Consider the following 20,163-nt stretch of genomic DNA (forward strand, 5'->3'; position numbering starts at 1 on the left):
GGGCCTAGCTGCTCGGTTTCGGGCTGGGGCTGCCGCTCGGCTCGGCGTCGGGCTTGCCCTCGCCGCCCCCGGCGCCGCCGCCCGCGGCCTGCGCGTCCTCGGCCCGCTGCAGAGCCTCCTCCAGGTCCTTCTGCGCCCGGCCGTACGCCTCCCAGTCGTTCTCCTTCAGGGCCTCCTGGCCGGCGTCGAACGCCTTCTGGGCGTCTTCCAGGGCCTGTTGGACCGTCGGGTTCTCGGAGGTGGGCGGCGGTGGCGTGTCACCCTCGTCCGGCGGCTCGGGAGTCGCGCCCTCCGCTCCGAAGACCTTGTTGAGGGCCTCGTCGAGCGTGTTCTCGAAGGCGGTCTGGCCTCCGTAGGTGACCAGCACCTTGCGCAGCAGCGGGTACTTCAGTCCGCCACCGCGGACGTAGACCGGCTCCACGTAGAGCAGTCCGCCGTCGAGCGGCACGGTCAGCAGGTTGCCGTACTCGACTTCCGAGTCGCCGCCTCTCAGCAGCCTGATGGACTCGGCGATGTCCTCTTGCGAGTTGAACTGGCTCTGGACCTGCTTGGGTCCGTTGACCGTGGTGTTGGTCGGCAGTTTCAGGATTCTGATCTTGCCGTAGTCACTCGTGCCCGCCTCGGCGTCGACCGCCATGAACGCGCTGAGGTTGTCCCGGCCGTTGGGCGTGAAGGTCGTCGTCAGGGAGAACGCCTGCGCCTGCTGGTCGGGCATCTTCATGCTCAGGTAGTACGGCGGCACCGCGTTGCCCGACCGGTTCGTCGGGTCGTCCGGCACCTGCCACACCTCGCTGCCGCTGAGGAACGTCGTGGCGTCCTTCACGTGGTAGCGCGTGAGCAGCTCCCGCTGGACCTTGAACAGGTCCTGCGGGTAACGCAGGTGGTCCATCAGCGACTTGGAGATGTCGCTCTTGGGCTCCACCGTGTCCGGGAAGGCCTTCATCCAGGTCTTGAGGACGGGGTCCTTCGTGTCCCACTGGAAGAGCTTGACCTCACCGGTGTACGCGTCGACGGTCGCCTTCACCGAGTTGCGGATGTAGTTGACCTGGTTCTGCTGGGCCACCACCGCGCGGTTGTCGTTGGTGGCGGTCAGCGAGTCCGCCGTCGTGTCACCGAGGGTCGTGCGCGAGGAGTACGGGTAGCCGTTCGTCGTCGTGTACGCGTCGACGATCCACTGGATCCGCCCGTCCACGACCGCCGGGTAGGCGTCGCCGTCGATGGTCAGCCAGGGGGCGACCGCCTCGACGCGCTCCTTGGGCGTGCGGTTGTACAGGATCCGCGAACCGTCGCCGATGGCGCCGGAGTAGAGGATCTGCGGCTCGCCGAACGCCACCGCGTACGCTGCCCGGTTGACCGGGTTCGACAGGTTGACCCCGCTGTCGCCCTTGTAGCTGGTGGTCTTCTCGCCGTTGTCGTCGGAGTAGTCGATCTCCTTCTGGGGACCGCCGACGATCGAGTACGTGGTGGTCTTCTCGCCGTAGTAGACCCGCTGCTCGTACGTGCCGAGCTGGCCCTCGGAGGGCAGGTCGGACTCGGTGAAGTTCGGCCGGCCCTGCGCGTCCGCGCTGGTGCCCTCGGCGGCGACCACTCCGTAGCCGTGGGTGTAGCGGAAGTGGTTGTTGATCCAGTTCTTCTTCGGGATGCCCGCCAGGTTGATCTCGCGCAGGCCGATGACCGTGTCCTGGTCCTTGCCGTCCTTGGCGTAGCGGTCGACGTCCAGGTTGGTCGGGAACGCGTAGTAGTTCCTGATCTGCTGGAGCTGCTGGAACGTCGGCGAGACGATGTTCGGGTCCATGATCCGGATGCTCGCCGTGGCGTCCACGTCGTCGCGGAGCTTCGTCTTGTCCTCGGTCGTGCTGGTACCCGTGTAGTCGGTGACCTTGGTGCCGTCGATGCCGTAGGCCTTGCGCGTCGCCTCGAGGTTCTTCTCGACGTACGGCGCCTCCTTGGCCTGCTCGTTCGGCTGGACCTGGAACTTCTGCACGATCGCCGGGTACAGGCCGCCGATGAGGATGGCCGAGAGCACCATCAGGCCGAAGCCGATGACGGGCAGCTGCCAGGTGCGCCGCCACAGGGTGGCGAAGAACAGCAGCGCGCAGATGACGGCGATGCAGAACAGGATCGTCTTGGCCGGCAGGTAGGCGTTGGCGTCGACGTAGCGCAGACCGGTCCAGTTGTCGGTCGCGCGGAAGTCGCTCGACTTCACCGCGAGTCCGTACCGGTCGAGCCAGTAGGCGACCGCCTTCAGGGCGACGAAGACGCCGATGAGCACCGACAGGTGGCCGGTGGCCGCCGCCGTGGCGCGGGCGCCGGGGCTGGTGACGCGCAGCCCGCCGTAGAGGTAGTGGGTGAGCGCGGCGGCGATCACGGAGAGGATCGCGGCGGCGAAGCCGAAGCCGAGCAGGAACCGGTACCAGGGCAGGTCGAAGGCGTAGAAGGACACGTCCAGCTGGAACTGGGGGTCCTTCTCGCCGAAGGACACGCCGTTGACCCACATCAGCCAGGTGCGCCACTGGCCGGAGGCGGAGGCGCCGGCGATCAGGCCCACTAGGGCGGTGATCCCGAGCAGCAGCCACTTCTTGTACGGCGCGATGCTCATGCGGTAGCGGTCGAGGTTCTGCTGCTCCATCGACATGGCGCTCAGCGGGGGCCGCAGGCGGTGCGCCAGCCAGATGTTGAAGCCGACCGCGAGGGCCATGAGCAGGCCGAAGACGAAGAAGAGCCCGATCTTGGTCCACAGGGTCGTGGTGAAGACCGACGAGTACTTCACCGACCGGTACCAGAGCCAGTCCGTCCAAAAGCCCGCGAACATGGTGAACGCCATGCCGAGGACGGCCAGGACGCCCAGCGTCATGAGCAGGGTCCGGACACGCCGGGACGGGCGGCCCACTCTGATCCGCGGCCCCGAAGGGCCTCCGCCGCGGTCCGGCATCTGGAAAGCCAAGGTGCGCACCTCGAAGTTCGCTGTCGATTCGTCAGGCCCGCGTCTTCACGGACCGTCCGTGGCCCCCGTGATCGTGGACCCTCACCTATGCAACTTACTCACCGTTTACTCGGTTCCCGATTCCGGCCAGGAACGAGAGAGGATTGTGACCATGTCCAACACTCCCATGGCTGCGAACCCGCTCACCCGGGCCGTTCTCGAGATCGACGAGTACGTCTCCGGCCTCGGCTGGGACCAGCCGGCCCGCCTCTTCGCCCTCGTCGACACCGCACGGCTGCGCACCGAGCAGCCCTCGCTCGCCGACCGGCTCGGTCTGGACGAGGAGCCGGAGAACTCCGGCCTCACCCCGATCGAGCAGGACGAGATTCCAACGGGCAAGCCGCTCGACGAGTTCCTCGCCACCATCGCCTGGCCCGACTCGGTGGCCGGCTGCGCCCTCGCCGTGGAGCGCCTGATGCTGCCGCCGTCCGCCGAGGCCCAGGTCCCGAAGGACCTGAGCGGGGCGGCACTGACCAAGTGGGTGGCGGAGCACCCGGACCGCCAGGAGGTCCGCATGACGGTCGGGGTGCTGCGCGACGGCACCCGGGACTCGGCTCTGCGGCTGCGCGAGAAGGACTCACCGACGGAGGTCCTCACCGGTTCCGACCTGGTCCCGGGCCTGGCGGAGGCGCTGTCCGCCACCTTCGAGGAGTAGTACGCGGGCGGTGGGGTCCGGCCCGCCGGGCCCCACAGGCTCCCGCGCTCCCGCGCTCCCGCGCTACTTACCGCACCGCGGAAGGTCCGCCGTGTCGCCGCCGCGGATGTCCTTCAGGGCTCCCAGGGCGTCCTGGATGGTGTCCACCTTGACCAGGGTGAGGCCCTCGGGGGTGTCCTTGGCGGCGGCGGCGCAGTTGTCGGCGGGCGTCAGGAAGTACTGGGCGCCCTTGGCCCGCGCGCCCACGGTCTTCATCTCGATGCCCCCGATGGGGCCGACCTTGCCGGCGTCGTCGATCGTGCCGGTGCCGGCCACGAACCTGCCGCCGGTCAGGCTGCCCGGCGTGAGCTTGTCGTAGATGCCCAGCGCGAACATCAGGCCGGCGCTCGGCCCGCCGACGTCGGCCAGCTTGATGTCGATGGTGAACGGGAAGGTGTGGTCGGTCCCGGCGGAGATCCCCACGATGGCGCGCTTCTCACCCGCGTCGTCGGACGTCGTGGTGGTGATCGTGATGTTCTCGGTCCTGGTCGGCGTCCGCTTCTCCTTCTCGGCGGCCGCCTGCTCCTTGGCGGGCACGATCGTGAAGCGCACGTCCTCGCCGGGCTTGTGCTCGGTGACCAGCTTCGCGACGTCGGCCGGTTCCTTGACCTCCGTGCCGTCGACGGCCTTGATCACGTCCCCGGCGTGCAGCTTGTTCTCGGCCGGGGAACCCTTGACGACCGTGGAGACGATCACCCACGACTTCACCGGGACGTCGAGTTCCTTCAGGGCGGCGACCTTGGCGCTCTCCTGGGACTGGCTGAACTCCTCGGCGTTCTCCTGGGTGGACTGCTCCTCGGTCTTGCCGTCCGGGTAGAGCGTCTCGTGCGGCACGACCTTGTTGTCGTGCGCGAGCCAGCCGTAGACGGCCTCGACCAGGTTCATGCGGTAGTCGGCGCTGGTGACCCTGACCGTGGTCATGTTCAGATGGCCACTGGTCGGGTAGGTCTTGCGTCCCGCGATCTGCAGCACCGGCTCGCCGTCGTGATCGCCGAGCGTGTTCACCGTCGGCCCCGGGGACATCTCCGCGTACGGCACGGGGATGAAGACTCCTGCGCACAAAAGCGCGATCAGCATCAGGGTGGAGGCGAGCATCGTCGCAGTGCGGCGTGGCATGACTCGACAGTACGGGACGGTTCTGTCAGCGCACCGTCAGGGCCGCCCGTCCGGGGCGCTGCCCCGCTCCGAGACGTCTGTGACCTGCTGTTTCACCGGCTGTCAGCTGCCCGGCCGGGGCTTCTCCATGGCCTCGCGGAAGCGGGCGTAGCCGATGAGCTCCGGGCCGTCGCTGCGGACCTTGCGGGTCCGGTTGGCCCAGCTTCCCCACAGCCCCGCGCCGATCGCAGCCACAAGCGGAATCAGCAACCAGGCGAGCGCCGCCATGCCGACCTCCAACCCCATCGAGCGTCCGCGAACTGACTGATCAGCAGATTAACCATCCGCAGTGACAACGCTCACGCCAGGGGTGCGGTTACGCAACCGGAAGTCGCCTCGCCGGATCAGCAGGCGCCGACCCACTCCTCGGTGCCGTCGGAGAACCTCTGGTGCTTCCAGATGGGCACCTCGTGCTTGAGGTCGTCGATGAGCTTGCGGCAGGCCTCGAAGGCCTCCCCGCGGTGCGGGCAGGAGACGGCGACCACCACGGCCAGGTCCCCGATGCGCAGGTCGCCCACGCGGTGCACGGCGGCCAGGGCCCGCACCGGGAACTCGGCGGCCACCTTCTCGGCGATCCGCCGCATCTCGGCCTCCGCGCTGGGGTGGCACGAATAGCCCAGCTCCGCCACGTCGGCGCCGCCGTCGTGGTTGCGCACGGTGCCCACGAAGAGGGCGGTGCCGCCGGACGCGTCGTCCCCGACGGCGCGGAACACCTCGTCCACGGACAGGGGCGTGTCGCGGATCCCGATCAGCTTGACGGGGTCCTGCGCGGCCCGCTCACCGGGGTGATCGCTCGTGGATGCCATGGGCCCATCGTGCCGCACGGGACCGGCGGCGCGAAATAGAGGCATCGACCGGCACGCGCGCGTGGCGGTTGGAGTCTCCTACAGGGGCACACGGGGCGGGTGCGGGGACCCCGCGCCCCTCAGATGCGCCGCCGCGCCTTCCGGGCCCGCCGTACCACCGCCGCCGCGCCCAGCAGCGCCACCGTCGCGCCCGCGGCACCGGCGGCCGTGGCGTCCTTGCGGCCCAGGCGCCGCCCGGCCACGGTGTGCCGCCCGGAGACCTCCTCCAGCAGCTCCGCGAGCACCTCCTCGTTGGTGTACCGCGGCCGCCACCCGGCGTCGTGCAGCCGGCTGCCGCTCACCACCCAGGGGTACATCGTGTAGGCCAGGTCACCGGCCGGGGACGGCGTGAGGCCGATCCGGTGCAGCCGGGCAGCCGCGCCCAGGGCGACCGCCGACGGCAGCTCCATCCGGCGGATCCCGCTGAGCTCCTCGACCTCCTCCTGCTCCAGCCACCCGTCGCACCCGACGGCGAGTTCCCCGTCGACCTTCTCCAGGACGGCGTACTCCAGCGCGCTGCACAGGTCCTCGACGTGGCAGAACTGCCACGCGGGCCGCGAGCCGGCCACGACCAGCAGCCGGGGCGACTCGAAGTACCTGGTCAGCGCCGTGTCGGTGCCGCCGACCAGAACGGCCGGCCGCACCACCGTGACGTTCAGCCCCGGGTGGGCCCGCGGTGCCCGCCGCGCCAGTCGCTCGATCTCCAGCAGGTCGCCGACGCCCGTCGCCTCCGCCGTGGCCCGCAGCTCCGCGTCCTCCGACAGCGGCAGCTCGTTGTCCGGCAGCGCGCCGTAGACCATGGACGAGGTGCACAGCACCACCCGGTGCACTCCGGCGGCGGCCGCCGCCGTCAGCACGGTCTGCGTCCCCCGGACGTTGTAGGCCGTTCGGGCGGCCGCGTCGGTCTCCAGGTCGAGGTCCAGCGCCAGGTGCACCACCACGTCGGCGCCGCGCAGCTTGTCGGCGATGGCCGGATCCCGTACGTCGAGGATGTGCCACTGCGCGGCGGCGCACTCGCCGCGCCGCTCGTCGATGGCCAGCACCTGTCTGACCTCGTCGGACGCCGCGAGCCGCTCGGTGAGCAGCGCGCCGACGCCGTACGCGGCGCCGGTGACCGCGACGACGGGGCCGCGCCCCGTGGGACTCGCGGAACTGGTTGACTGGTTTCGCGCTGCGCGAACCTGCGGATCTGGGGAACTCACCGGGCGTCTCCAGCGGTTGTCTTCAGTACGAGCGCGAGCGACGCGTGCGTACCAGGTGGCATCCATCCTGCCGCAGGCCGTCAGTCGGCGAAGCACCGAGGCCCGATCCGCCCCGGGTGTCTACGCTGGGTGGTGTTGTCGGGCAGCCGTGCCGCCGGAAAGAACCGGCGGCCCTACCAGCCGAGGAATCCCGTGAGTGACACCCCATTCGGATTCGGCCTTCCGCCGGAGGAGCCGGACGACGGCGACGAGGGCAAGAAGAAGGACCAGCAGAGCGGTGGTGGTCAGGGACCGGCCAATCCGTTCGGCTTCGGCGGCCTGCCCGGAGCCGGCGGCTTCGGCGGCGGCCCCGGTGGCCCCGGTGCGGACAATCCGTTCGCAGCCATGTTCGGCTCCCTGAACCCCAACGACCTGGGTGCCGCGTTCCAGCAGCTGGGCCAGATGCTCTCCTACGAGGGCGGCCCGGTGAACTGGGACATGGCCAAGCAGATCGCCCGCCAGACGGTCTCCCAGGGCTCCCCCGACGGCACGAAGGACACCAGCGTCGGCCCCGCCGAGCGCCGGGCCGTCGAGGAGGCCGTCCGCCTGGCGGACCTGTGGCTCGACGACGCCACGTCCCTGCCGTCGGGCGCCGGTTCCGCCGTGGCCTGGAGCCGCGCGGAGTGGGTCGAGGCGACCCTGCCCGCCTGGAAGGAGCTCGTCGACCCGGTCGCCGAGCGCGTCGGCACCGCCATGGGCGACGTCCTGCCGGAGGAGATGCAGGCCATGGCCGGCCCGCTGATCGGCATGATGCGCTCGATGGGCGGCGCCATGTTCGGTACGCAGATCGGGCAGGCCGTCGGCGTGCTCGCGGGCGAGGTCGTCGGTTCGTCCGACATCGGCCTGCCGCTCGGCCCGGCCGGCAAGGCCGCCCTGCTGCCGGTGAACATCGAGACGTTCGGCAAGGACCTGAGCGTCCCCCAGGAGGAGGTACGGCTGTACCTCGCGCTGCGCGAGGCCGCCCACCAGCGCCTCTTCGCGCACGTACCGTGGCTGCGCTCGCACCTGTTCGGCGCCGTCGACGGCTACGCCCGCGGCATCAAGGTCGACACGGCCAAGCTGGAGGACGTGGTCGGCCAGTTCGACCCGCAGAACCCCGAGCAGCTGCAGGAAGCGCTGCAGCAGGGCATGTTCCAGCCCGAGGACACGCCCGAGCAGAAGGCGGCCCTGGCCCGTCTGGAGACCGCGCTGGCGCTGGTCGAGGGCTGGGTGGACGCGGTGGTCCACGCGGCCGCGAAGCCCCGCCTGGGATCCGCGGACGCGCTGCGCGAGACACTGCGCCGCCGCCGCGCCTCGGGTGGCCCGGCCGAGCAGACGTTCGCCACGCTGATCGGCCTGGAGCTGCGCCCGCGCCGGCTGCGGGACGCCTCCCGGCTGTGGGCCTCGCTCACGGACGCGCGCGGCGTCGACGGCCGGGACGCCCTGTGGCACCACCCGGACATGCTCCCGACGGCGACCGACCTGGACGACCCGGACGGCTTCGTCCACCGCGAGCAGATCGACTTCTCCGAGCTGGACAAGATGCTCGGCGAGGCGGCGGACAAGCCCGACCTGCGCAAGAAGGACGAGGGCGAGGACAAGAGCAAGGGCGACGACGCCGGGTGAGCCTGTACGACGACGCGGTCCTCGTGCTGAAGGGCTACGAGGACCAGCCGGAGCTCCGCCAGGCCTACCTCGACCACCTGGCCGATCACCCGGACGGCCTATGGAAGGCCTGCCACGCCGGCCACATCACGGCGAGTGCCCTGGTGGTCGACCCCGAGGGCGGCCGGGTGCTGCTGACACTGCACAGGAAGCTGAGGATGTGGCTGCAGATGGGCGGCCACTGCGAGCCGGGGGACGCCACCCTGGCGGCAGCGGCGCTGCGCGAGGCGACGGAGGAGTCCGGCGTCTCGGGGCTGGCCCTGCTGCCGGGCGGCCCGGTGCGCCTGGACCGCCACCCCATCCCGGCGCCGTGCCACTGGCACCTCGACGTGCAGTACGCGGTCGTGGCGCCCCCGGACGCCGCGCACGCGGTCAGCGAGGAGTCGCTGGACGTGCGCTGGTTCGGCTACGACGAGGTGGCGAAGGTGGCGGACGACTCGGTGGTACGGCTGCTGGAGGCGACACGGGCGAGGCTCGCGGCGTGAGCTGACGAGGGGGCGGCCGCGAAACCGGCCGCCGAAACCGGCCGCCCCTCAGAGACGCGGGGAACCGCGCGGCCGGCCACGATCGGCCCGCGGCCGGCACCGGTCCGCACGCCCCCTCACCCGATCGGCCGAACCCCGGACCACTGAACACCCGGCGCTCGACCGCAGCGCTCAGCTCCAGGCGTTCCCCTGGTTCTGCCCCCGCGCCCCCTGCTGCCCCATCCCGTACTGCGCGGCGAGGCCCGAGCCGATCTGCGCGTTCTGCGGCGGCAGCAGCTCGCTGGGCTGGACCAGCGCGAAGCCGGTGCCCATGAAGCTCAGCTCCCAGCCCTCGCCGGTGCTGCCGCGGCGCCGCCACACCCCGGAGGAGTGCGTCTGGGCCTGCATCTGCACGCGCAGGCCGGTCGACCAGGCGACGATCGCGTCGGCGTCGCAGTTGACGTACTTGTCGGGCGTCACCTGCATCAGCAGCGGCATGCCCGAGGTCATCAGCGCGACCTTGCCCCGGCCGGAGATGTTGAGCTGGTACTTCCCGGAGCCGGAGATGCCGTAGAGGCTGTCCACGGCGATGACCTCGTGGTGCAGGGACGAGTCCATCGCCAGCACGTAGCTGCTGTCGACGGTGAGACCGTCCTGGTCGACGTCCATGACGTGGACGTGCTGCTTGAGGTTGGCGAGGTAGACCGTGCCCTGCCCGTGGCAGCGCATCAGGTCGAGTCCCTCACCCGTGTGCGCCCGCGCGCGTGCCTGGTCGTTGCTCTGGTACTCGGCGTCGAACTCGACGAGCCCCTGGTAGGCGACCATGGTGCCCTTGCGGGCCAGGATGTCGTCGTGGCCCTCCAGGGCGACGCGCAGCATCTGCTTGTTCTGCAGGCTCCAGCGTTCCTGGGTCTGCTGCTCGTTGTAGGCGAAAATCGGGCTCTGCATGGCTTTCTGGCTCCCCCTCAGCCCCGGAACCGGAGGCGGTCGGTGCTGTCCTCGCTGGGCTGGACGACGACGATGCCCTGACCGGAGAAGGCCATCTGGTAGGCCTCGCCGCTGCCGCGGCCGATCAGCGACTGGGCCCGGAAGCTGCGCTTGCCCTTCACCTTGAGGTTCGGGGACCAGGCGACGAGCGCGTCGGGGTCGACGTACGTCTCGTCCTCGCCGCCTCCGCAGTCGACGACGATCGGCTTGCCTCGGGAGGTCAGCGCGACCCAGCCCTGCCCGGAGATCCTGGTGTTCCACAGGCCCTGCCCGGCGAACTTGGCCAGGCCCTTGACCCGCTCCACGCCCCACGTGAGGTGGGCGTCGAAGGCGAGCAGGTTGGTGGCGTTGACGGAGATGCCGTCGCCGTTGAGGTTGATGACGACGACGTTCGCCCCGTAGTCGGCGAGGTAGAGCAGGCCGTCCCCGGAGCACTTCATCAGGGGCGCGCCCTCGCCGGTCAGCCAGTCCTTGGCGATCTGCCGTACGGCGGGCGGGTTCGGCTCGTACTGGACGAACCCTTCGTAGGCGACCATCGACCCCACGCGCGCGAGGAGGTCGTTCCCGGTCTGCATGGCGACCTTCAGCATGTGGTTGCCGTGGTTCTCCATGCGGGCGGTGACGGGTGCGGGGGCGTAGCCCGCGAGCTGCTGTGTCATGACGGGCTCCCTCAGACCTCGTACGGCTGGACGACGATGAAGTTGCCGGGAGCTCCCCGGAACTGGAGGTTGACGCTCTCCCCGGTGTCGCCCGGGTAGGCGTTGCGGCGCATCCGCACCTGGCTGGAGACGACGACCTGGGCGGCGGCCGACCAGGCGACCACGGCGTTGCAGTCGGCGAAGGTGGTGGGCGTGACCGGCAGGACGACGGGCGTGCCGTGCGTCTTCACGACGATCGTGCCGGTGCCCTGGAACTGCATGGTGAACAGCGCGCCCCCGGGGATGCCGTGCCCCTCGATGCGGCGGACCTCGTAGGTGAGGCTCTCGTCGAACGCGAGGACGTTCTCGGCGGAGACGCAGATGCCGTCACCCTGGAGCTCGATCGGGTGCAGCATGGTCGAGTTCTCGGCGAGGAACACCTGCCCCTGGCCGGTGCAGCGCATCAGCTGCATCTCCTGGCCGGTCGCGTTGCCGACGATCCGGCCGGCGAAGCCGGCGCCCTTGTAGCTGAAGTCGACCTTGCCCTGGTAGAGCACCATGCTGCCCTGCCGGGCCAGCACCGGCTGCCCGCCGATGCCGAGGTCGACTCGGACCAGCTTCTTGTTCTGCTGCGTCCAGCGCTGCCCGGTGGGCGTCTCCTTGAACTGCTCCAGCGCGGCGACCACGCCGGGGCCCTGCACGCCACCGGCCTGCACGCCGCCGGCCTGGTGCGGGAAGCCGGGCTGGGGAGCGCCGTGCTGCGGGGCGCCGTGCTGCGGGGCCCCGTGCTGCGGGGCGCCGTAGGGGGCCTGCCCGAACGGCGGCTGCTGGCCGTAGCCCGGGGGCGGGGTCGGCTGGCCGTAACCGGGGGGCGGGGCGGGGGCCTGGGGGGCCTGGGGGTGGCCGTATCCGGGCGGCGGCGGGGCCGTCTGGCCGGGCGCCTGCCCGTACTGCGGCGGCTGCTGGCCCGGCTGGCCGTACGGCGCGGGTGCCGGGGCCGGGGGCGGTACCGGCGAGCCCGCCGGCGGAGTGTGCATGGGCGCGACGATGGTCGGCGCGGCGTGCACCTGGGGCGCGGGCGCCGGGGCCGGAGGCGGGGTGGCGCCGGGCGGAGTGGCCGCGGGCGGGGGCGCGAAGCCCTGCGCGGCGGGCGCCGGTGCCGGGGCAGGTGCCGGAGCAGGGGCGGGGGCGGGTGCCGGAGCGGCCGGGGCGGAGGGAGCCGCGAAGGGCGGCGGGGCGAAGCCCGGTGCGGCACCGCCCTGGGCCTGCGGGGCGGGCTGAGGAGCCGCTGCCTCTTCCTCGGCCACCTCGCCGCCGAAGTTCTTCAGCAGCGCGTCGAGGCCGCCGTCGAAGCCCTGGCCGACGGCGGCGAACCGCCACACGTCCTTGAGGTAGAAGTCGCCCAGCATCACGGCGCGTTCGGTGGAGAATTCCGAGCCGTTGAAGGAGTAGCGGGCCACCTCCTCGCCGCCCGCGACGATCCGGATGTACCCGGCGGCGATCTGCGACATCTGCCCGGCGCCGTCGATCGTCGCCGTGAAGGACAGCTTCTGGATCTGCGGCGGGATGCGGTCGAGCGTGACCCGGAAGGACTCCGTGTCGCCCGCCTGGGCACCCAGGAGCTGGATGGCCTCCTCGGGCGACTTCGGCTGGTTGAAGAAGACGAAGTAGCGGTCGTCCGAGAGCCGTTCGTCGGCGTCCAGGCCGAAGCAGCTGATGTCGAAGCTCAGGCCGGGGCCGGAGATCTGCACGCCTACGTACAGATCCGTGCCCGCGGTGAGGTCACTGATCCTGGCCTTGTGGCCGCGTTGGAATTCCCTGGCCATGCGTAACGACCGTCCCCCATCCAGAACGTGAGTGCGTCGCGCCAGGCTAACGGCAAATCCGGACATCGGAAGACGTCGGTACAGAGCCGGTACAGAACCCTCGCTCAGCCGTATCGGCTGCTCGCTCGGGCAAAGCGGTCACTCACCCCGCGGGGCTCTCACCCCGCGCGCCGGGCAGGTGGGGCAACCGCTCGGCAGCGACCACGCCCTCGAGATAGCCCCGCGCCCGCTCCGTCTTCGGATAGGCCTCCAGGAGCCGCCAGAAGCGGGGGCCGTGCCCGGGGACGAGCAGATGCGCGAGTTCGTGGAGGAGGACGTAGTCGACGACGTACTCGGGCATGCCCTGGAGGCGGTGCGACAGGCGGATGCTGCCGTCGGACGGGGTGCAGGACCCCCAGCGGGTGTTCTGGTTGGTGACCCAGCGCACGGAGGCGGGCCGGGCGCGGCCGCCGAAGTACTGCTCCGAGAGCCGCCGCGCCCGCTCGATCAGCTCGGTGTCCCCGAGGGCCCGCCTGCTCTCCTGGGCGGCCAGCTTGTCGAGCATGACGTTCACCCAGCGCTGTTCCTCCGCCGCGGACATGCGGGCGGGGATGAGCACCACGGTGCGATCGCCCTCGCGGTACGCGGAGACCGTCCTGCGGCGGCGGGAACTCCTGCGGACCTCGATCGCGCTCGCCCCCGAGCCGCCCGGCGGCTGGCTCGTCGTGCTGCGCTGTGGCTTTCCGGCGCTGTGCAGTGGGTCGGCGGGCACGCCCCGACGTTACCCGCTGCACCCGGCGAAGTCCCGACCCCGGGACGCTTCGGCTCCCGCTGCCCTCACCGGCCGCCGGATTTGTACGACGAATCCCCGTGCCTGTGGACAACTTTCGGCGGCGGACGGCGGAAATGGGCATGCTGGATCCCGTCGGCGAAGCGGCGTCCGCTCCCGGCATACGGGGACGTTCCTAGGCATACGGGGGCCTGTCATGCATCCGGTGGTGAAACCCGCGCTCCGGCGCGGCTGGCGTGACCTCGATACCGTGCAGTTCGGCATGGCCCCGGCGCACGCGCTGACACTCGGGCCGGTCGACCGGACGACGGCCGGCTTCCTCGACCTGCTGAACGGCACGCGGGGGATGGAGCTGCTGCGCGCGGAGGGACGCCGGATGGACCTGCCCGACGGTCATGTCGACCAGCTGGTGCGGCGCCTGTCACGGGCCGGGCTCCTCGACGACGCCCGGGGCGGCGGGCCCGCCGCCGACGCGCTGCGGAAGAAGAAGACGGTCCTCGACCGGCTGCGGCCCGACCTGGCCTCCCTCTCCCTGACCACCTCGGATCCCGGAGACGCGATCGGGCAGCTGGCGGCCCGGCGCTCCCACCGGGTCCAGGTGCGGGGCGCGGGCCGGGTGGGCGCCGTCCTGGCCTCGCTGCTGGCGGGGGCCGGTGTGGGGGAGGTCGAGGTACGGGACGGCGGCCGGGTGGAGCCGTGGGACGTCGCCCCGGGCGGGCATCCGGTCCAGGCCGTGGGCGACCGCAGGGACGCATCGGCCCGCCGCGCCGTCCGGCTGGCGTCACCGGACCGGCCGCCGCGCCGCGCCGAGGCCCCGCCCCTCTCGGACGAGGGCGAGCCGGGTCTCTCCCTGGTGGTCCTCGCCCCACGGGACGACGTCGCGGTGCACGCGCCCGATCCGTCCCTCGTCGAGCCCCTGATGGCCTCCGGGACAGCCCATCTGTACGCCGGTGTCGTGGAGGGGACGGGCGTGGTCGGCCCCCTTGTCCTGCCCGGGGAGACGGGCTGCGCGCGCTGCCTGCACGAGAACCGCACCGACCGGGACCCGGCCTGGCCGCGTCTGACCGCGCAGTGGCGCTCGGGCCGGCAGCGACAGGTGCGGCCCTGTGACCTGGCACTGGCCACGACCGTTGCGGGACTGGCCGCCGCGCACGCGCTCGCCTTCCTGGACGGGCGCACCCCGTCGAGCGCCGGCGCGCGCTGGGAGGCGTCCCTGCCCGCTCTGCACTGGCACGCCCGGCCGGTCTGGGCCCATTCCGCCTGCCCCTGCGGGGCCGCGCGGGAAGGAAACCGGGAGCACCCCTCGGAGGACGGGGCGTCACACGAGACAATGGCGGTGCAACGGCCGTCGGCGCAGTGCCGTGAGGCAGCGGCGGAGCGGCCGGCTGGGACTTGGAGGGCGCATGTCTGATCTTCCCCGGAAGGCGGTCACCCGGACCGCCAAGCTCGCCGCGCTCCCGCTCGGCATCGCCGGGCGGGCGACCTGGGGATTCGGCAAGCGGATCGTCGGCGAGTCCGCGGAGCTCGTCGGCCGCGAACTCCAGCAGCGCACGGCCGAGCAGCTGTTCAAGGTGCTCGGTGAGCTCAAGGGCGGCGCGATGAAGTTCGGCCAGGCGCTGTCCGTCTTCGAGTCGGCCCTGCCCGAGGAGGTCGCCGGCCCCTACCGGGCCGCGCTGACGAAGCTCCAGGAAGCCGCGCCGCCGATGCCCACGCGCACGGTGCACGGCGTACTGCGGGAGCGGCTCGGCGAGGACTGGCAGGAGCTGTTCCTGGAGTTCGAGGACAAGCCCGCCGCGGCCGCCTCGATCGGCCAGGTCCACCGCGCGGTGTGGCACGACGGCCGCGAGGTGGCGGTCAAGGTGCAGTACCCCGGCGCGGGCGAGGCGCTGCTGTCCGATCTGAACCAGCTGAGCCGTTTCTCCCGTCTGCTCGGCCCGCTGATCCCCGGCATGGACATCAAGCCGCTGATCGCGGAGCTGAAGGACCGCGTCTCGGAGGAGCTGGACTACGGCCTGGAGGCCCAGGCCCAGCAGGCGCACGCGGAGGAGTTCGCGGACGATCCGGACGTCCTCGTGCCGCACGTGGTCCACCAGTCCGAGCAGGTGCTGATCACGGAGTGGATCGACGGCATCCCGCTGTCGGAGATCATCTCTGACGGTACGCAGGAGCAGCGCGACCGGGCCGGACAGCTCCTGGCCCGCTTCCTGTTCTCCGGTCCGGCCCGCACGGGCCTGCTGCACGCCGATCCGCACCCGGGCAACTTCCGTCTGCTGCCCGGCGGCCCCGGCGGAGAGGACGACTGGCGCCTGGGCGTCCTGGACTTCGGCACGGTCGACCGCCTCCCGGGCGGACTGCCCGCCACCATCGGCGAATCCCTGCGCATGACCCTCGACGGCGAGGCCGAGGCGGTCTACGAGCTTCTGTGCGTGGAGGGTTTCGTCAAGGAGACCATAGAGCTGGACCCGGACGCCGTCATGGACTACCTGCTGCCTATCATCGAGCCGGCCCAGGTCGACGCGTTCACCTTCACCCGCGGCTGGATGCGCAGCCAGGCGGCCCGCGTCGCCGATCCCCGCTCCCCCGCCTACCAGCTGGGCAAGCAGCTCAATCTGCCGCCGTCGTACCTGCTGATCCACCGGGTGACGCTGAGCACGATCGGCGTGCTGTGCCAGCTGGGGGCCACAGTGCTGCTGCGTGAGGAGCTTCAGGAGTGGCTGCCGGGGTTTGTTCCGGAGGACCCGGCGGACGGCGGTGACTCGGTGGCCGAGGCCTGAGTCCGCCTCCCTCACCACCACTCGGACATCTGACCCGGCGGCAACGCGCCGCGGGGGCCGGTCCGTTCAAACACGGACCGGCCCCGCGGGGAGATCATCGCCTCCTGGACGGGAGGCCACCGTTTCAGGTGCGGTCGGTCACTGCATGACCGCCATGGCGAGCGCCCGGCGGGCGCGCCGCGAGGCGCGCTCCGCCCTGCGCTGCATCCGGCGGGCGGTCACCAGGCGCACGGCCTGGCGATCCCGCTCCGCCTCGTCCAGTCGCTCGCGCATATGCGCACGAGCCATGGCTTCTGGAATGAGTTGCATCTCTCGGGTCCTGTTCTGACGCGAGTCCATCGCGCCATTGCTGGGGAAGTCTTGGGTCGCGGAGCCTGCGGGCTCGTCGGCGGACGGCTTCATCGGGGCCTGCTTCTGGGGGTCGTGCGTGAGGGGACGGTCGATGGTTCCTGCGGTGTTCATGCTGTGACCGGGTTCTTGCGCGGGCGGCCACGCGGCCGCTTCCGGGCGACGACGACACCCTGGACGAACAGCTCGCCACCCCAGACGCCCCAGGGCTCACGCCGCTCCTTGGCGCCGGCGAGGCAGGCCTCGATCAGCGGGCAGGTGCGGCAGAGGGACTTGGCGTACTCGACGTCCGCGGGCGACTCGGCGAAGAAGACCTCCGGGTCGTAGGAGCGGCACGGGACGGGTACGCCGAGGTTCTCGATGGCGTCGTCGAGCGCGGTGAGCGCGGTGAGCGGGGTCAAGGCGGGGTCCTCCGTGGAGCCGGGCTTGGGGATCGTTTGCGAAGGCGGTACGGACGGTGCGTGCGCTTCGAGTTGCACGGTCGTCTTCCTCGTCTGTTCGTTCCGGCCTGTTGGCCGGGGGCGGCTGGTACCGGGTTCTTGACTTGTCCCGAGGCTCCTTCGGTCCGTCGTCCCTGTTCAGGGACAAACAGAAGGGCCGCGGATCCCGGATGGGGTTCCGCGGCCCTGAAGGCGCCGGCCTGATCGAATCAGGCTGGATCACTCCAGGGTTCTGGCCCACGGAAGGCCCACATCAGGTGGTGCTGCGTCGTCTGCTTCCGGAATCCGGCACCGGTCGCCGTAAAGGCATAGGCCTGCGCCTGTGCCGCTACTGCCGCTTCCAGTGCCTTGGTCGGTCGCTCATTGCGCTCACGGACAGGAAGGCCCGCGGGAGCAACGGAGGAGGACGCCGGACGGACGGCACGAATGCCGGACAGACCGGTGCCCAGGAGCGAAACGCCGAGCATGCACGCGGAGACGGCCGAGCGATCGGTCATTTTCACGGTGCTGATGGAGCTGGTGTTGATGCTGATCACTGGACTCGCCTCCTCTCGGCGTCTCGGGGGACTGGATGAACCAGTCCTACGGATATGCAAGTACAACACGGAATCAGGGCCTCCGAGAAGGCCGCTGCTCTCGTGCCTAAGAACCTATGGGGATTGCTGGGGCATGCGCAAACTATTTTTCCGACGAGTTCGTGTCAGTCCTGATCCGTGTCCGCGGCGGGGTACTGGCCTGCGCAGATGGCCAGTACGTCGGCTCCGTAGCGGGTGAGCTTGCGCATGCCGACGCCCGGGATGCGCGCCAGCTCGTGCTGATCGTCCGGGGCGGTCTCGGCGATCGCCATCAGTGTCCGGTCGGTGAACACGCAAAAGGCGGGCTGGCCGCTCTTGCGGGCCTGGTCGGCGCGCCACTCGCGGAGCCGGTCGTAGAGACCCTCGTTCATGTCGGAGGGGCAGTCGTCGCAGCGCATCAGCTTCATCTCGCCCGCGTCGGTCAGGGTGCGGCCGCAGACGCGGCAGCGGGCGGGGGTGCGCGGGACCCGTCTCGGGGCGGAGCCCCTGGTTCCGGGAATGCCACGTTCGATGCCGCCCGCGCCGCCCGCGGTCGTGCGCCCGGCGGTGGCCGTGGAGCCGGGGCGCAGTCCGTCGAGGAAGCGGCTGGGGCGGCGGCCGGGACGGCCGCCGGGTGAACGGGACAGGGCCCAGGAGACATGGAGGCGCTCGCGCGCGCGGGTGACGCCGACGTAGAGCAGCCGGCGTTCCTCCTCGATCTGCTCGTCGGTCTTCGCGTAGGTGATCGGCATCATGCCCTCGGCGACGCCGACGAGGAACACGACGTCCCATTCCAGGCCCTTCGCCGAGTGCAGGGAGGCCAGGGTGACGCCCTGCACGGTGGGGGCGTGCTGGGCGTTCGCCCGCTCGTCGAGCTCGGCGACGAGGTCCGCCAGGGTGGCGCCCGGCTTCGCGGCGGCGAAGTCCTGCGCGAGGTTCACCAGGGCGGCCAGGGACTCCCAGCGCTCCCGCACGGCGCCGGAGCCGGCCGGGGGCCGGGGCGTCCAGCCCTCCCCGGACAGCACGGCGCGCACCTGGCTGGGCAGGTCGACGGCGTCGTCCAGGAGGGAGTCGTTGCCTCCGAAGCGGGCCGCGCCGCGCAGGGCGACACCCGCCTTGCGGACCTCCGGGCGGTCGAAGAACCGCTCGGCGCCGCGCAGCTGGTAGGGCACCCCGGCGTCGGCGAGGGCCTGCTCGTAGGTCTCGGACTGCGCGTTCGTGCGGAACAGCACGGCGATCTCGGCGGCCGGGACGCCCGCGTCCATGAGCTCGCGGATGCGGCGGGCGGCGCCTTCGGCCTCGGCGGGTTCGTCGGTGTACTCCGTGTAGACCGGCTCCGGGCCCGGGGGGCGCTGGGAGACGAGCTCCAGGCGGTGGTCGGCGGCACGGCCCTTGGCCTGGGCGAGCAGGCCGTTGGCCAGGTGGACGACCTGCGGGGTGGAGCGGTAGTCGCGGACCAGCTTGACGACCGTGGCCCCGGGGTGGCGGGTGCGGAAGTCGAGCAGGTGGTCGGGGGTCGCCCCGGTGAAGGAGTAGATCGTCTGGCTGGCGTCGCCGACCACGCACAGGTTGTCCCGCTCGCCCAGCCACAGCTCCAGCAGGCGCTGCTGGAGGGGGCTGACGTCCTGGTACTCGTCGACCACGAAGTGCTGGTACTGGGCGCGGACCTGCTCGGCGATGTCGTGCCGGTCCTGCAGGACGGCCACGGTCAGCAGCAGCACGTCCTCGAAGTCGATGACGGAGCGCTCGCGCTTGATGTCCTCGTAGGCGGCGTAGAGCTGGGCGATCTCGGCCGGGTCCCGGGGGGCCTCGCGGCCGGCCTTGGCCGCGGCGGGCGCGTAGTCGGAGGGCACGGTCTGGGTGACCTTGGACCACTCGATCTCCGCGGTGACGTCCCGCAGCTCGCCGCGGTCGAGCCGGATGCGGCAGGCGGCGGCCGCGTCGGCGACGAGCTGGATCTTGCGGTCGACGAGCCGGGGCATGGAGCCGCCGATGGCCTTCGGCCAGAAGTACTGGAGCTGGCGCAGGGCGGCCGAGTGGAACGTGCGCGCCTGGACGCCCGCGGCGCCGAGCTGGCGGAGGCGGCCGCGCATCTCCCCGGCCGCGCGGTTGGTGAACGTGACGGCGAGCACGCTGGACGGCTGCAGGACGCCGGCCCGCACTCCGTAGGCGATGCGGTGGGTGATGGCCCGGGTCTTGCCCGTGCCCGCGCCCGCCAGGACGCACACCGGACCGTGCAGGGCGGTGGCCACCTCGCGCTGCTCGGGGTCGAGCCCTTCGAGCACCGCGTCGGCCGAGTCCGGTACCTGCGGGAACAGGGTGGAGTGCGTTGCTGCTGTCACACCGCCATGCTGCCAGGTCCCGCGAGACGGCTGTGCCGGTTGTCCACAGGCAGGCGCCGATAGTCGTACTGATGCGGCAGGCGTCACGTCCGGCGGGGCGGGGGACCCGGGAATGGTGGAGGTTTCACATACGTTCCCTCCACTGCGAACCCGTCCCCGAGTCATCGAAGGAGCACGAGAGACATGCCGGGCACTGTGACGATGTACAGCACTACGTGGTGCGGCTACTGCCGCCGGCTGAAGAGCCAGATGGACCGCGAGGGCATCGCGTACGACGAGATCAACATCGAGCAGGACCCGGAGTCCGCCGCGTTCGTGGAGAAGGCGAACGGCGGCAACCAGACGGTGCCCACCGTGCTGTTCCCGGACGGTTCCACCCTCACCAACCCGTCGCTGGCCCAGGTCAAGCAGAAGATCGGCGCGTAGTCGCCGCGCGGTTGTGCGGGGAAGGCGGTTCCT

Annotated in this window: 19 protein-coding genes; 6 read left to right on the forward strand and 13 right to left on the reverse strand. The window is 71.3% G+C overall.

From position 1 onward, the window contains the following. Positions 1-4: 4 nt before the first annotated feature. Entirely contained in the window at positions 5-2,932 is a 2,928-nt protein-coding gene (locus ACF07N_RS07910; protein ID WP_392111075.1) for a UPF0182 family protein, read from the reverse strand. A gap of 163 nt (positions 2,933-3,095) precedes the next feature. On the opposite strand from ACF07N_RS07910, the gene ACF07N_RS07915 reads away from it, so the two are divergent. Next, positions 3,096-3,638, forward strand: a complete 543-nt coding sequence (locus ACF07N_RS07915) for a PPA1309 family protein (RefSeq protein WP_392109688.1) — start codon at positions 3,096-3,098, stop codon at positions 3,636-3,638. Between the two features lie 63 nt (positions 3,639-3,701). Here ACF07N_RS07915 and ACF07N_RS07920 read toward each other — a convergent pair whose 3' ends face one another. The 4 genes from ACF07N_RS07920 to ACF07N_RS07935 all read right to left on the reverse strand — a co-directional run bounded on the left by ACF07N_RS07920 (position 3,702) and on the right by ACF07N_RS07935 (position 6,879). Further along, on the reverse strand, positions 3,702-4,793 hold the full coding sequence (locus ACF07N_RS07920; protein ID WP_392109691.1) for a PDZ domain-containing protein: 1,092 nt from the start codon (positions 4,791-4,793) through the stop codon (positions 3,702-3,704). 102 nt (positions 4,794-4,895) lie between these two features. Beyond that, positions 4,896-5,060: a hypothetical protein gene (locus tag ACF07N_RS07925; RefSeq protein WP_383324000.1), complete on the reverse strand. Its 165-nt coding sequence runs from the start codon at positions 5,058-5,060 to the stop codon at positions 4,896-4,898. Between the two features lie 116 nt (positions 5,061-5,176). Beyond that, a complete protein-coding gene (locus tag ACF07N_RS07930) occupies positions 5,177-5,638 on the reverse strand; it encodes a molybdenum cofactor biosynthesis protein MoaE (protein ID WP_094057152.1) in 462 nt (153 codons plus the stop codon). Positions 5,639-5,757: 119 nt separating this feature from the next. After that, positions 5,758-6,879, reverse strand: coding sequence for an SDR family oxidoreductase (locus ACF07N_RS07935; protein WP_383324005.1), 1,122 nt, complete (start codon positions 6,877-6,879; stop codon positions 5,758-5,760). Between the two features lie 192 nt (positions 6,880-7,071). On the opposite strand from ACF07N_RS07935, the gene ACF07N_RS07940 reads away from it, so the two are divergent. Both ACF07N_RS07940 and ACF07N_RS07945 read left to right on the forward strand, forming a co-directional pair. Beyond that, positions 7,072-8,523, forward strand: coding sequence for a zinc-dependent metalloprotease (locus ACF07N_RS07940; RefSeq protein ID WP_383586419.1), 1,452 nt, complete (start codon positions 7,072-7,074; stop codon positions 8,521-8,523). Further along, positions 8,520-9,047: an NUDIX hydrolase gene (locus ACF07N_RS07945; RefSeq protein WP_392109696.1), complete on the forward strand. Its 528-nt coding sequence runs from the start codon at positions 8,520-8,522 to the stop codon at positions 9,045-9,047. The genes ACF07N_RS07940 and ACF07N_RS07945 overlap by 4 nt, the downstream gene beginning before the upstream one ends. A 171-nt stretch (positions 9,048-9,218) precedes the next feature. On the opposite strand, the gene ACF07N_RS07950 is transcribed toward ACF07N_RS07945, so the two are convergent. From ACF07N_RS07950 to ACF07N_RS07965, 4 genes are all read right to left on the reverse strand, one after another. Further along, positions 9,219-9,974: an AIM24 family protein gene (locus ACF07N_RS07950; protein WP_383324014.1), complete on the reverse strand. Its 756-nt coding sequence runs from the start codon at positions 9,972-9,974 to the stop codon at positions 9,219-9,221. A 17-nt stretch (positions 9,975-9,991) separates the two neighbouring features. Continuing rightward, positions 9,992-10,672 (reverse strand): AIM24 family protein, encoded by a 681-nt coding sequence (locus ACF07N_RS07955; RefSeq protein ID WP_383324016.1) that lies wholly within the window; start codon positions 10,670-10,672, stop codon positions 9,992-9,994. Between the two features lie 11 nt (positions 10,673-10,683). After that, positions 10,684-12,477 carry a TerD family protein gene (locus ACF07N_RS07960; RefSeq protein WP_392109701.1) on the reverse strand — a complete coding sequence of 598 codons (1,794 nt, stop codon included), beginning with the start codon at positions 12,475-12,477 and terminating at the stop codon, positions 10,684-10,686. Positions 12,478-12,619: 142 nt separating this feature from the next. Then, positions 12,620-13,228: a M48 family metallopeptidase gene (locus ACF07N_RS07965; RefSeq protein WP_392109704.1), complete on the reverse strand. Its 609-nt coding sequence runs from the start codon at positions 13,226-13,228 to the stop codon at positions 12,620-12,622. 214 nt (positions 13,229-13,442) lie between these two features. Between ACF07N_RS07965 and ACF07N_RS07970 the strand changes: the two genes are divergently transcribed. Beyond that, positions 13,443-14,657 carry a TOMM precursor leader peptide-binding protein gene (locus ACF07N_RS07970; RefSeq protein WP_392109707.1) on the forward strand — a complete coding sequence of 405 codons (1,215 nt, stop codon included), beginning with the start codon at positions 13,443-13,445 and terminating at the stop codon, positions 14,655-14,657. Beyond that, complete coding sequence (locus ACF07N_RS07975; protein WP_392109710.1) at positions 14,650-16,020, forward strand: ABC1 kinase family protein; 1,371 nt, start codon at positions 14,650-14,652, stop codon at positions 16,018-16,020. The genes ACF07N_RS07970 and ACF07N_RS07975 overlap by 8 nt, the downstream gene beginning before the upstream one ends. Before the next feature lie 138 nt (positions 16,021-16,158). On the opposite strand, the gene ACF07N_RS07980 is transcribed toward ACF07N_RS07975, so the two are convergent. From ACF07N_RS07980 to ACF07N_RS07995, 4 genes are all read right to left on the reverse strand, one after another. Next, the gene (locus ACF07N_RS07980) at positions 16,159-16,482 is read right to left on the reverse strand and encodes a hypothetical protein (RefSeq protein ID WP_383324031.1); all 324 of its coding nucleotides are present in this window, start codon (positions 16,480-16,482) and stop codon (positions 16,159-16,161) included. Continuing rightward, the gene (locus tag ACF07N_RS07985) at positions 16,479-16,847 is read right to left on the reverse strand and encodes a WhiB family transcriptional regulator (protein WP_383324034.1); all 369 of its coding nucleotides are present in this window, start codon (positions 16,845-16,847) and stop codon (positions 16,479-16,481) included. The genes ACF07N_RS07980 and ACF07N_RS07985 overlap by 4 nt, the downstream gene beginning before the upstream one ends. 170 nt (positions 16,848-17,017) lie before the next feature. Next, entirely contained in the window at positions 17,018-17,344 is a 327-nt protein-coding gene (locus ACF07N_RS07990; RefSeq protein ID WP_383324037.1) for a hypothetical protein, read from the reverse strand. A gap of 164 nt (positions 17,345-17,508) precedes the next feature. Then, complete coding sequence (locus ACF07N_RS07995) at positions 17,509-19,704, reverse strand: ATP-dependent DNA helicase UvrD2 (RefSeq protein ID WP_383337415.1); 2,196 nt, start codon at positions 19,702-19,704, stop codon at positions 17,509-17,511. Between the two features lie 183 nt (positions 19,705-19,887). Here ACF07N_RS07995 and ACF07N_RS08000 point away from each other — a divergent pair, with 183 nt between their 5' ends. Further along, positions 19,888-20,130, forward strand: coding sequence for a mycoredoxin (locus ACF07N_RS08000; RefSeq protein WP_333936850.1), 243 nt, complete (start codon positions 19,888-19,890; stop codon positions 20,128-20,130). Positions 20,131-20,163 lie beyond the last annotated feature (33 nt).

The sequence above is a fragment of the Streptomyces sp. NPDC015242 genome, from assembly GCF_043079125.1.
Lineage (GTDB): Bacteria > Actinomycetota > Actinomycetes > Streptomycetales > Streptomycetaceae > Streptomyces.

Excerpts from the sequence above, each read along its gene's own strand:
- ACF07N_RS07960 (WP_392109701.1), bottom strand. The coding sequence starts at position 12,477 with ATGGCCAGGGAATTCCAACGCGGCCACAAGGCCAGGATCAGTGACCTC.
- ACF07N_RS07920 (WP_392109691.1), bottom strand. The coding sequence starts at position 4,793 with ATGCCACGCCGCACTGCGACGATGCTCGCCTCCACCCTGATGCTGATC.
- ACF07N_RS07975 (WP_392109710.1), top strand. The coding sequence starts at position 14,650 with ATGTCTGATCTTCCCCGGAAGGCGGTCACCCGGACCGCCAAGCTCGCC.
- ACF07N_RS08000 (WP_333936850.1), top strand. The coding sequence starts at position 19,888 with ATGCCGGGCACTGTGACGATGTACAGCACTACGTGGTGCGGCTACTGC.
- ACF07N_RS07970 (WP_392109707.1), top strand. The coding sequence starts at position 13,443 with ATGCATCCGGTGGTGAAACCCGCGCTCCGGCGCGGCTGGCGTGACCTC.
- ACF07N_RS07980 (WP_383324031.1), bottom strand. The coding sequence starts at position 16,482 with ATGAACACCGCAGGAACCATCGACCGTCCCCTCACGCACGACCCCCAG.
- ACF07N_RS07930 (WP_094057152.1), bottom strand. The coding sequence starts at position 5,638 with ATGGCATCCACGAGCGATCACCCCGGTGAGCGGGCCGCGCAGGACCCC.
- ACF07N_RS07910 (WP_392111075.1), bottom strand. The coding sequence starts at position 2,932 with ATGCCGGACCGCGGCGGAGGCCCTTCGGGGCCGCGGATCAGAGTGGGC.
- ACF07N_RS07950 (WP_383324014.1), bottom strand. The coding sequence starts at position 9,974 with ATGCAGAGCCCGATTTTCGCCTACAACGAGCAGCAGACCCAGGAACGC.
- ACF07N_RS07915 (WP_392109688.1), top strand. The coding sequence starts at position 3,096 with ATGTCCAACACTCCCATGGCTGCGAACCCGCTCACCCGGGCCGTTCTC.
- ACF07N_RS07955 (WP_383324016.1), bottom strand. The coding sequence starts at position 10,672 with ATGACACAGCAGCTCGCGGGCTACGCCCCCGCACCCGTCACCGCCCGC.
- ACF07N_RS07925 (WP_383324000.1), bottom strand. The coding sequence starts at position 5,060 with ATGGCGGCGCTCGCCTGGTTGCTGATTCCGCTTGTGGCTGCGATCGGC.